The following is a 12,883-nucleotide window of genomic DNA, read 5'->3' on the forward strand; positions in this document are numbered from 1 at the left end:
TTTTTAAGTATGATAAAAACGGACGTTACTCTGTTATTTAGTTTATAAAAGAAAAAGTAACTTGTTTTTGGTGCCTCCAAACTTTTACGGTGTGTTCTCCCTTTGGCAAGCTCCTCATATATTTGAAAAAAGTTTGTTCTTCTTTTATTTTATCCGAATTTATTTCGATCACTACATCATCCACTTTAAACCCCATTCTTGCCAATTTACTTTTCTTAGGAACAGAAACCAATAAAACTCCATAGGTGTCAAACATTCCTGTTGCAGAAAGTTCTGCTTCTGTTTCTAACGTTTTAAACTTAGCTCCAAATAATCCTTTCAACTTAGACTTCACAAATACATTAGAGGCTATTTCTTTTGGTGTATGAATTTGTGGTTGCATTGCCAAATGCTTCAATTTTTCAGAAGTCACACCAAAACCAGTCATCGGAAAGTTTTTAAATCCAAGTTGTAATGCTTCTGAATTATTTGAAACTGTAAAGTCGCCATGTTGAGGTTCTCCCGAAAACAGAACATTTCCATATAGACTTTCTGCATCATCTAGTGTTTGCTGCTGTACGCCGTAAGCCGGTACCACATTTTTAGCATCTGGATTATGAACAAAATTGAAATTTCTAGTTCCTCCCCAAAGCGTTGGATTGCTAGAACGATACGTTGGTGAACCCCATAGAATATTTCTTTCAAAAACATCATGTGTTGGTTTAGGATATGGTACATTACAGGTGTATCCTTTCCCAAGGATGACATTGTTGGTAACAACACGATGATAACCTTCTCTAGTTTTTATACCTCCTGATAAACTTATATTATTATAGATTTCATAATTCGTAGAGCCATCATCGAGATCAATATCCCAACCATGATCGCATTGCATTCTGTTATTTCGAATTATAGTGGTTTGATAAGCATCCCATAAAGGCATATCTGGATACTTTTCAATATAATTACTAATCATGGGCTTTCCATTTTCATCCATTAAATCTGGCCCTGAAGGTGAAGCTCTAAACCAAAAACGGTCTCTTCCCCAAGAATTAAATGCACCATGATCGTGTGTTTCTAAAACGGTTTCAAAACAATCGTTCCATTCTATAATATGACCTCCCCAAGTACCATCGCAAATATTTATGGCAGCTCTTGGTGTGTGACTAATGGTATTGTGACGAAGTGTAATTCGTGATGACATAGAAATATTAATCCCTGAGGCTTGTTTTTCAAAACGACCACAACGCATCATCAGATTATCTTCCACTAGGCAATCTGCTGGGTAATCTTCTGATTTTGGACCAATTGTAGTATCTATCTCATCCATGGCTGGTGGAAGATGGTGAAAATTAAAAGCGGGATCACGAACCGCAGCAAAGGAACCTACCAAGTTGACATCCGTAGAACCATTATTCTGAAAAAAGTTGCTTTTAATTTCTACATTACGATTATAACTATCAATAAAAACAGCATTTCCTCCTAGTTCTTCGAAGGAACAATCTTTAACAACAATATGCTCTGTCCCACGAATATGAATAGCGCCGCCACGATATACGCACCAATCACTTCTTAGTAAAGGCTCAATCGTTTCTTTTAAAGTTCTTTTTGTTCCTGTAAAGTGAATGCCAGAAATCTGAATATGTTTTACCGGATTCGTAGTTTCGTAGTTTTTAACAACGGTCTCTTTTTGTGCATTACCACTTTTGTGAATAACCATTTCTGCAACAGGTAGTTTATGATCCCCATAAATTTCAATAAGGTGCTTAATTTGAAGGACCGCTTCAATCTTTGTGTCGTTAAGGCTTATATGAGCTTCTGGCATATAATATAACCAACCCTCCTTGGTATTGTGATACCATTCTCCTGGCACATCTAATTCTTCAAAAACGTTTTCAACCATGCGATAGCCTTTGTGCGGTGGCGCAGATCGGTTGTTTTGCCAACCACCTTCGTAAACCAATTCGCCTTTATCGTTTTTACCAGTTACAAAATAATGTTGACTACCCCAAAGCCCTCTGTGCATACCATTTAAGATGGCGCCTTCAGGGTTTTTCCATTCTGCCGCTTTTTTAGCATCCCAAGCGTCTGGTGTCGCTCCTGAAAAAGGAACGGTTCCTGCTTTTTTTCCACGTACTGAATCGTCACCATCGGTAGGTATAAATCCTGCGTTAAAATTAGGATATCGTGCCATATGCTGTCTTTTATGCTCTACAAAAAGTTGATCTATAGCATTTAAATCTCCCACATGAGTTCTATAGATGCCATCTTTAAATAATTCCCATTTAGAGGTAATTAATTGTGCTCCAGTAATAACAACTTCTTCATTTTTTGCTGCGGTATATATAACAGGAAATTGTGCCGTACCACTATCTTCAGTTGTAATTTGTAAAGGCGTTTTTAACCTATAAATGCCTTGATGAATTATGATTTTACAGGGTTCTTTACCTAAACGTCCACTAGCTCTTAATTTAGATTGTGCTGCTTTTATAGTTAGCAAAGGTTTAGACGCTGTGCCTTCATTAGTATCCGAACCATTTGTGGAGACATGAATGTCTAGTGCATATAATGGTACAATACACAGTGCTAGTAATAAGGTGATTATTTTTTTCATTCGTTTACATTATTTTTGGTTCTACCAATATTTGTGTGGGTAGAAACTGTGTTTATCTAGGCGTTTCATAGGAAAAAATGACCAAGAACACCCCTAAAGTCCCCTCAAGGGGACAATCTAATTGAGAATCTTTAGTTTAATAGTGTATAATTATTTTTCCATTTTTTCTAATTTCTAATTTCTTATGTCCCACATCATTCGTGGTAGAACCTTATTTTTTTATTCCTTTTAAAGCTGTAATTTAGTTGGCTATATCTTCTGAATAGATATTGATGTCTCTATCATTTTTTTGAATTTCTCCAGGTGTACTTCTTCCTTTATCTACATAAGATTGAAGTAGTTGGGTTAATTCTTCTACTTTTTCAGGGTATTTATCTTGTAAATTGGTGGTTTCTGCGATATCATTGGCTAAATCAAATAACTGCACATTAGGTGATCCTTCTGGAGTCTGACCTGCTCTTGGCGTACTCCAACCTCCAGAGCCAGGACAAAGTGCTAGTTTCCAATTGCCTTGTCTAATAGCAAAAGAGCCATTAATACTATGGTGCACAATGGCTTCTCTGTTTGTAATGGTTGGATCTTTCAATGTGGATAAAAAGGAAACGGCATCTACACCTGATGTCCCTTCTAATTTTATATCCGTAATCTCAGAACATGTAGCTATAAAATCCGTCAAACAGGTTAATCTATCTGTTTGTGTTCCTGTATTGATAACTTCTGGCCAACGCACAATAAGAGGAACGCGATGGCCTCCCTCGTAAATATCGGCTTTGTTCCCTCTTAAATTCCCACTTGGTGAATGTCCTTTCTTTTGTAAAGCTGGAATTTTTGCTGCGGGTGAACACCCATTATCTGTAGAAAATAAAACAATGGTATTTTCGGTTAAGCCCTGTTTATCCAATGCCTTTAAAACTTCTCCAACAACCCAATCCGTTTCCATTAAAAAATCACCATAATCACCAAGTGGCGACTTTCCTCTCCATTTTTCACTAGGTACAATAGGAGTATGCGGAGAACTTAATGGCAAATACAAAAAGAACGGTTCTTTTTCATTAGCTCGCTCATTTATATACGTCACGGATTTCTCTGCAAAATCTTGTAAACAATGATCCGCTTTAAAACTAGGACCTGCAGGTCCTTTTCGACCACGAATATTTGGGTCCTTCATAACAGAAGGGATTTCTGTCACTTTTTCATTTTCAATATATACATAAGGAGGCATATCTAAAGAAGCGGCGATTCCAAAATAGTAATCAAAACCATTACTTGTTGGCGTAACGGCAGGTTTTGTGTAATCGATATTCCATCCGCCACCTATTTGCCATTTTTCTTTCTTGAAGTCAGGTAATAATTCCCATTCGATACCTAAATGCCATTTGCCAATAATCGCTGTATGATAACCTGCTTGCTTTAATAAGCTAGCGACCGTTGTTTCCTCTTTTTTTAGCAACGGTTTGGTAGTCGGTTTATGAATAACCCCTTTAGATAAACTTGTACGCCAATTATAACGTCCCGTTAAAAGCGAATAACGAGATGGTGTACACACCGAAGATGATGTATGTGCATCCGTAAAACGAATACCTTCTTCTGCCAAACGGTCTAAGTGTGGTGTTGCAGCTTTTCCTGTGGTATGAGAAACATCACCTATTCCCATATCATCAGCAAAAATAAATATGATATTTGGACGACTCGTGTCTACTTGTTTTTGTGCTAGTATATTTTGACTAAAACATAAAACAAAAATTGCAATTATAGATTTGTACATGTCGATTTAGATTGGATATTGGAATTAATATCGTAAACCTATGAATTAAGACTAAAATCTGTTTTCTGTTATCGACCATTTGCTTACTCAATTTGAACTTGACTAAATCATCGCGGGTCATCCGCTACTTTCTTATGGTCAATTCGTTTTTTTTAAGGGCATCCTATTTCATATTTAAATATAGATTTAGCTACCGTTTATGGACCGAATGCTGAAATAAAGAAAGTAAATGCAAGATTAGAGAACGCTTTTCCTTAGTTAATAAAATATATTTGTTACACATTGTATAAACTAATCATAGTCCATGTTTCGATTAAAATTTGAATTACGTATTCTTTTACTTTTTATTATTATTTCGAGTCCCTTATTTTCTCAGAATAATCAGGTCGATTTTAAAGTGGATTACGAATCCTTTTTGTCTAAACACGACATGCTTTGGGATATTGTTCCAGATAAATGGCAAACTGCACCTTATTCAGGAAATGGTAATGTTGGATTTCTATTATATCAAAGTCCAGAGGAAAAAGACAATATCATCTCATTACATATAGGTCGTCATGATTATTACGATCATAGAGAAGCTAAAACAAAGGCTGATGAAATGCTTTGGATTAAACGTAGTAGATTACCATTAGGTCATTTTAAACTGAAATCTAAAGGAAAAATCACCGATATAGATATGCGTTTAGATTTATGGAATGCAGAATTAACAGGCACTATAACAACATCTCAAGGAAGCTATACCATTAAAGGGCTTACCCATAGCACCACTGATATCATCTATTTTGAAACCGATGCTAAAAATGAAGATGTAGAAATTACTTGGCATGCCGAAGCCCCTATTCCACCAGTTTATGAAGTTCTAAAAAGCGGTGGCGGTCCAAAAGGTGGCACTTGGGATAAAATGCGAGCGGTGACTTTGGAAATGGCACCAAAGGCAGAATTCAGTAAAAAAAATGGTTATAATTTCTGCTATCAAGCCTTATTTGATAATAGAGGAGAAACTACAACAGGATGGAAAACAACAGGTCCAGCTTCAGGAAAACAACAATTAATAGCGAGTGTACATCACAGTTTCCCTGAGCATAATTCTTTAGACATTGTTACCGAAAATTTAAAAAAGGCTGAGGATTTAATCCAAAAGAACAACTTTATTTCTACCCACCAAAAATGGTGGCACGACTACTACCCTTTAAGTTTTTTAACGCTTAACGATGCTGAAAAAGAGTCTTTCTACTGGATACAAATGTATAAATTAGGCTCAGCTTCTAGAGGAAACGGCCCAATTTTAGATTTAATGGGACCTTGGTATAACCGAACATTTTGGCCAATGGTTTGGGGCGATTTAAATGTGCAATTGATTTATTGGACGCATTTAACTGCTAATAGAATGTTTATTGGTGAATCTTTACCCAATAACATTGATAAATACACTGCTAATTTAGAAGGCAACACACCAAAACACTGGAAAAACAGTGCTGCCGTTGCTGCTTTAATGCCGCAAGACCTCATTGCTTTCAACGGCGCAAAAGTGCCAGATATGTTAGCATGGATGTTAAACGATTATTGGTTGCATTGCCAATTTGCAGGCGATGATAGTCGTATGCGCGATAAATTGTTTCCGATTTTAAAGAAGACCGTAAATAGTTACCTCAACTATATTAAAGACAATCCTGTAGATGCCGAAGACAGTAAAATTCATATTAAATACAGTTGGTCGCCCGAATACAAACCAGGACGTGGTCAAGATATTAATTTTACGTTGGCTTTAATTCGTTGGAGTGCTCAAACATTAATTGATATTGATAATCAGCATCACATAAACGATCCGCTTAAAAAAGAATGGCAACACTTATTAGATAATTTAGTGGAGTTTCAGATTGATGAAAACGGTCTTATGGTAGGAAAAGATAGACCTTTTGAAAATCCGCACAGGCACTATTCACATCTACTCGCCTATTATCCTTTAATGGTGATTACACCAGAAAAAGAAGAAGATAAAAAATTATTACGGACGTCTCTAGACCATTGGTTAGATGTGACGTTTAATAGTGGCAAAAAAATCAAAGCCATGCCTGTTACAGGTTATACAGCGACTGGCGCATCTTCTATGTATGCTAATTTAGGCGATGCCGATAAAGCGTATTATTATCTTGATTTTTTAATTAAACATAAAAATATTTCATCTACAACCATGTATTCCGAAGGAAAAATAAATCCGGTTATTGAAAGTCCGTTGTCCTTTGCCACAAGCTTACACGACATGATGTTGCAAAGTTGGGGAGGGAAAATACGTGTATTTCCTGCAAACCCGAAAAAATGGAAAGATGTTGCGTTTCACAACTTAAGAACGGAAGGTGCCTTTTTAGTCAGTGCTAAAAAAATAGATGGAAACACAGAGTTTGTATCTGTAAAAAGTTTAAAAGGAAAAGCTTGTGTCGTTCAAGTTGATTTTGAAAACCCACAGTTTTATATCGATGGAAAATCGGTTGTTATCAATCAATCTGAAGATGGTTCTTATAACATTGATTTAAAACAAAATGAATCCGTTATTATTACTTCCAAAGAAATAAACAAAACAGATTTAAGTATTAAAGAATTACCAAAATCGGAAGCAGAGCAAAATCTATTCGGTTATGGTGAAAAAACAAAACGACTACCAGGTCACGACTATTACAGTTCTTACTAAACGTATTATGAAACGAGCATGTTCAACATTTTATCACGAAAGGATAATGATTAATAGCGAACAGCGTGTGACCTTAAATAAACCATACATATAAACACATGAAAAAAACTATTCTATACAGCATCCTTATATGCGCTTCTTTTATAGCGTGCAAAGCACAAGAAGAACAAAAGAAACCGAATGTTATTTTTGTTTTTTCGGATGACCAACGGTTTAATTCACTGAGCATGACAGGCGACCCAATAGCTGAAACACCACATATAGATCAGTTAGCTAAGGAAGGGGTCTTTTTTAACAACGCATATATTACAAGTCCTATTTGTGGCCCAAGCAGAGCTAATATCTTTACTGGGCAATGGGAACGCAAAAATAAAATTGGATTCACCTATGTTTCAAAACATGTGATCTCTGAAGAAACCTACCAAAACAGCTGGCAAGCCCAACTAAAAAAAGCGGGGTATTCCACGGCTTTTATTGGGAAACACCACACCAAAATTGGAGACCGAAAAGATACACCTTTAGTTGAAAATACCGATTTCAGTTATTATGGCAATGGGCATTTAGGGTTTTATCCAGCCAAAAAGCACAAGCAATTCAACAATCTTAAAAACGAAACACAAGTTGAAGGCCTACTAGAAGCGACAAAAGCTTATTTGTCACAAGGAGATGATTACGATTACTTCTATGAAAATGCGGATCCTTCTATTAAAAATCAATTAAAGAAAAGAGATCCTAACAAGCCTTTTTCAGCTTGGATTAACTTAAATCTTCCGCATGCCTCTAGTATTGGAGGTATGGGATCTCGCGAAACAGATCCAGAATACTACAAAACCAAATATGATGATGTAAAGCATAAAATGGAATTACCAGATAACTACCCTCAAGCTATTAGTTTGCCGGAAGAAGTGTATGCCACATCCGATTTAATGAAATATTATGTGACGTCTAAAAAAGGGAAATTATTAAATGAAAAGCTAAAAATGGATCGCGCTAATTATGCTATCGATCTCATGGTAGGCAAACTACGTGACTTTCTAGAAGACATAGGAGAAGCCGACAATACCATTATTGTATTTTGTTCCGACAATGGTTTGTTCTTAGGCGAACACGGCTTAGGCGGCAAAACCATTTTGTATGATGAATCTGTTCATGTACCAATGATTGTGTATTCCCCGTTTTTCAAGGATAAAACGAAAGGAAAAGTGATTGACGAATTGGTAGTTGGACAAGATATACCTGCCACTATTTTAGAAATGTGTGGTGTACAAACGCCACAATCCTATCAAGGAAAAAGTATGCTGCCCTTAATAGATGGAGAAAACACAGATTGGAGAGAAGACATCTTTTTAGAAAATCTATTTACAGATCAAGGCTATCCAAGACAAGAAGGCGTGAGAAGTAAACAGTTTAAATACATTCGCTCGTTTAGTAAAGCGAATGATCGAAAAAAATATGTCCCAAATCAATCTATTGAAACAGATGAAAAACCTATTTACGAAGAACTATTTGATATCATAAACGACCCAAAAGAGCAGAATAACTTAGTTGGAAATAAAGAGTATTTAGAGATTTTAAATGAATACAGAGAACGCTGTAAAACGCTAGTGTCTGAGCTCAATTAGATTGCCAACTATACTACTGACAAATAGTGATTTAACATTTTAAAACAGACAACTCTATTAGCACCCTAGAAATTCCGTTTTACCTATGTAAATGGGTGATTTCAGAAATTTGAAGGGTGATTTCAGAAAGGTTTTGGGTAATTATAGCATAAGTGAACTCTCTATAAAATCTAACTTTACCCAAAATAATTTTAAGATGAGAAACACTACACTATTTTTTTTATTTAGTCTATTTTTAACACCACAGATTTATGGCCAAACCATTGATAGGCCAAATGTGATTATATTCTATGTAGATGATTTGGGTTGGCAAGACACCCAATTGAATGACGAAGGCACGCCAGTGCCATGGGAAACCCCAAACATGTTAAGCTTAGCTGCAGAAGGAGCTAATTTTTCACAGGCCTACTCGCCTGCTCCTACTTGCGCACCATCGCGATCTGCGATGATGAGTGGTCGTCATACCACACAAACCGGAATGACACATGTCTCTGGTGGACGAATCCCAGAAGTCAATACTAACAATAATAATGATAAAATGATTCCTCCTTTTTACAAAGGAAGGTTACATGTTGAAGAAACGACCATTGCTGAAGCTTTAGCACCTTCAGGTTATGTATCGGGTCATGTTGGTAAATGGCATATGGCCTCTAGTCATAATCGATTTCCTGAAGCGGTAGACCAAGGCTTTGATTCTCAATACACTGGTCGAGGTATTCAATCTGGCATGCCTGATAGAAGTACAGGTTATGCAACAAGTGATCCCAATGATCCTTATATGATTGATGAGGACGGAAGACCTTATGATGCCGTAACAGAAGAAGCTTTAGCATTTTTAGAAGTTAATAATTCAGAGCCTTTTTTCCTATATATGGCTACGTGGTTAGTGCATACACCTATACAAACTAGAGATTTAGCTTTGCTAACCTATTATTGTGATAAATTAGGGATTCCTGTACCAACGACAGATACAGATATTACAACAGGAGGACAAACAAATCCATATTATGGCGCTATGGTTGCCTCTTTAGATTGGAGTTTAGGTAAAGTGGTCAATTATTTGAAAACAACAGATGACCCAAGACATCCAGGTAAAAAATTATTCGAAACAACGTATATCATATTTACATCTGATAATGGAGGTGTAATGAATGCTGGCCCAGAAATCATTACAGATAATTCCCCTTTAGATAAAGGTAAAAAGTATATTCAAGAAGGTGGTATTCGTACCCCTATGGTTATTACAGGTCCTGATGTAGCAGTAGGAGATTATGACAATGTTGTTTCGCATTTAGATTTCTACCCAACCATTTTATCTATAACAGACACCGATGCTCCTGCAAGTGTTACCGATAAATTAGATGGTGTTGATTTATATCCATTTTTAAAGAATGAAGCTACTGTTATCGCAGATGCGAATGGAAATGAAAGAACAGATCTTTATTGGCATTTCCCGCATAATAAAGATATACAAATGCAATCGGCTATTAGAAGTAACGAGTATAAATTTTATAAAAATCACGTTGATAATTCTTATGAATTGTATCAGTTGTACAATACTGATGGAAGTAATTATGATATAGAAGAAACTACGAACATCATCAATACAGCTGATGCGACTGTTGTAAATGAACTGACAAACAAGCTAGAAACATTTTTAGCCGATAACGACGCTAGGTTTCCACAATGGAATCCAGATTACTCAGGCTCTGATGCACCGTTAGCAAATCAGAATAATGTACCTTCAATTATTGCAAGCTCTTTTAATCAAGATACGCGAATTGCTACTACAAGCGTAACAACAGAATCAGGTGAAGCAGCGATTAACAAAGCATATTTACTTTATACTGAAGATAATCAAGAATGGTTTGAAATAGATGCCACTGTTAATGGTAATACGATTACTGCTGAAGTACCAGAAACGGCAATCGGTATCGTTTTCACACTCATAGACGAAAATAATTTTTTAATTAAATCTGAGGAAGTATCAACAGTTCCTGTGGTTAAAATCACACTTAATACAACGGAAGAAGCACAACAATTTGAACCAGAAAGTACAGATGTCTATGGAGAATTAATAGGAAATGCAACTGCAAACTCAGCATTTATACAAACGAGAACAGAAGGCGGAGGCGATGGTTTCAATATCAATGTAAAGGCTACCGAATCTGTATTGTGTGAAAAGATCACATTTAGAGTAAGATCGCGTGAAGGTGATACGGCAAACTTTGATGTGACCATTGGTGGTGAGACCCAAAGTTTTGAGTACACAAGTACTAGCGATACCGATGATTTATATTATGAATTTAATACGCCTGTCACTATCACTGAAGCGGCGCAAACTATGGAATTGTTAGTAACTAACCTTACAAATGCTACTGCAGGTACTACACCAAGGTTTAGAGTTTACTCACTTACATTCCATTTAGACTTAAGTAGCTTGGGCGTGGAAGAGGTAGCTTCAAATAATCAAGCACTTCAGCTATTTCCAAATCCTGTAAAGGGGACTTTTAGTCTTTCAAAAGCCGTAGCATCTGGTGTGTTGTATAACATTCATGGTGCTAAAGCATACGAATTTAATAATCAGCATGAAGACATCGATATCTCAGGGCTTAAAACAGGCTTATACTTTTTAGAAGTCATACATGAAGACGGCAGTAAATCGACTTTAAAATTATTGAAGGAATAAAACAGCTTTTTGTTGCTTTCGACTACCTAATCTGTAGGTATAACTTAAGATGATGTAGTGTCCTAAACTTTCTGAGGTGGTTTCATCAAAAAGGTTAGTCGTACTTCGTTTTTCGAAATCAACATTGTTATCAAGAAAATCTATTAAAACCAGATTAAGACTAATATGGCTATTTCCAATACTATAGGAAATAGCCATATTCTGTTTAGGAAGTTTCAGGTCTGTAGCAAACTGATGATCTGAAAACACATAGTAATCAAATTGGGTATTAAAACTTAGTTTTTCAGTAACATCATAATCTATAGCTGACTAGTAATATTGCTTTCTATAAGTTCTATTGAGCTCTTGCTCTATAGAAAAAGACGTTTAAGAAGCGCTACAGAAACCAATCCTTTTAACCCTTTGTTATGCCCCACAAAACTACCAACACCTGTAATTTACGGCTCAGACGGTCTAAATAGACTATTAGACAGGCCAAGGAATACTAGTATTAAAACCCGTGATGGATTCATGTATTGAATACTACCACTTAAATTTCAAAATAAATTTAAGTGACAATTTTTAGATGCTATAGAAAAAAAAAGTTCCATAGTTAATGTAACTACGGAACTCTTAATGAATGAATTTGTTATTAATAAAATCTTTATTCTTTTACTATTCTCAAGGTTTTAGACCCAAACTGCGTCTTAATATTTGCAATGTAAATTCCTGTTGCTAAATCACTAATATCATAATTAGCTTCTTCGCTATATGTTTTTAATAATTGCCCCGTAATATTATATAGTTCTACACGCTCAATACTATTGTTAGAATCTATTTGAAAGCTATTTTTTGCAGGATTAGGAAAAACATTAACAGTTGTCTCTTGTATTTCAAAATTATCGACACTTAAAGCTTCATTAGTAAATCTAACCCAATAGAATCTAAATTTAGCTTCAGCAGCAGCGTCTTTTAAAATATTAACATCCAATGTTATCGTTTTAGGAGTCGATGTTATCATTACATTTTGCGAAAATGTTAAATTGCTAAATGTTTCATAAGCATCAAGATTGGCTGCACCAGCATCTTGAGCCAGTGGAAACGCTTCTGTTGTGCCATCAATAGTTAAATTTACACTACCAGAATTACCATATAATTTTCTTACGTGAAATATAATTGATGTTTCGAAATCTTCTCCAGAGGAAACCACATCAAAACTAATTGTTCCATTAATAACTTCTGCTTCAGTTGCATTAACATGAACACCATTTCCACTTGCACCAAAAGGTCCATCAGTTTGAGAAAAATCTGTATCTGCTACTCTAATTTGTGTATCTGTCGCCAATGGGTCAAGTGCTGTTGCTTGACCAAATGCTGTTAATGCAACAAAAAGTAATGCTGCTGTAAAAAGTAATTGTTTTTTCATAATATTTATTCTTTTAAAATTAGTTAGTCAAAGCTAACTATTTAGAGAAGTCACTTCTTGCTGCATTCACCCAGAAGTATTCTCATTTCTTGCAAAAACAAGTAAACAACACTAATAAGC

The 12,883-nt window shown here is 35.7% G+C and carries 7 protein-coding genes; 3 read left to right on the forward strand and 4 right to left on the reverse strand.

The features are described from left to right. Positions 1-37: 37 nt before the first annotated feature. The gene (locus ITJ86_RS02495; protein WP_195870017.1) at positions 38-2,593 is read right to left on the reverse strand and encodes a PDZ domain-containing protein; all 2,556 of its coding nucleotides are present in this window, start codon (positions 2,591-2,593) and stop codon (positions 38-40) included. Between the two features lie 241 nt (positions 2,594-2,834). Beyond that, a complete protein-coding gene (locus ITJ86_RS02500; protein WP_195870018.1) occupies positions 2,835-4,358 on the reverse strand; it encodes a sulfatase family protein in 1,524 nt (507 codons plus the stop codon). A gap of 304 nt (positions 4,359-4,662) precedes the next feature. On the opposite strand from ITJ86_RS02500, the gene ITJ86_RS02505 reads away from it, so the two are divergent. The 3 genes from ITJ86_RS02505 to ITJ86_RS02515 all read left to right on the forward strand — a co-directional run bounded on the left by ITJ86_RS02505 (position 4,663) and on the right by ITJ86_RS02515 (position 11,358). Then, on the forward strand, positions 4,663-7,047 hold the full coding sequence (locus ITJ86_RS02505; RefSeq protein WP_195870019.1) for a glycosyl hydrolase family 95 catalytic domain-containing protein: 2,385 nt from the start codon (positions 4,663-4,665) through the stop codon (positions 7,045-7,047). A 98-nt stretch (positions 7,048-7,145) separates the two neighbouring features. Beyond that, complete coding sequence (locus tag ITJ86_RS02510; RefSeq protein ID WP_195870020.1) at positions 7,146-8,669, forward strand: sulfatase-like hydrolase/transferase; 1,524 nt, start codon at positions 7,146-7,148, stop codon at positions 8,667-8,669. Positions 8,670-8,865: 196 nt separating this feature from the next. Then, the gene (locus ITJ86_RS02515; RefSeq protein ID WP_195870021.1) at positions 8,866-11,358 is read left to right on the forward strand and encodes a sulfatase-like hydrolase/transferase; all 2,493 of its coding nucleotides are present in this window, start codon (positions 8,866-8,868) and stop codon (positions 11,356-11,358) included. Here ITJ86_RS02515 and ITJ86_RS02520 read toward each other — a convergent pair. Next, positions 11,344-11,607 carry a hypothetical protein gene (locus tag ITJ86_RS02520; RefSeq protein WP_195870022.1) on the reverse strand — a complete coding sequence of 88 codons (264 nt, stop codon included), beginning with the start codon at positions 11,605-11,607 and terminating at the stop codon, positions 11,344-11,346. The two genes, ITJ86_RS02515 and ITJ86_RS02520, sit on opposite strands and share 15 nt — an antisense overlap. A 394-nt stretch (positions 11,608-12,001) precedes the next feature. Further along, positions 12,002-12,763: a T9SS type A sorting domain-containing protein gene (locus tag ITJ86_RS02525; protein WP_195870023.1), complete on the reverse strand. Its 762-nt coding sequence runs from the start codon at positions 12,761-12,763 to the stop codon at positions 12,002-12,004. Positions 12,764-12,883: the final 120 nt, after the last annotated feature.

It is taken from the genome of Winogradskyella marina, from assembly GCF_015645385.1.
Lineage (GTDB): Bacteria > Bacteroidota > Bacteroidia > Flavobacteriales > Flavobacteriaceae > Winogradskyella > Winogradskyella marina.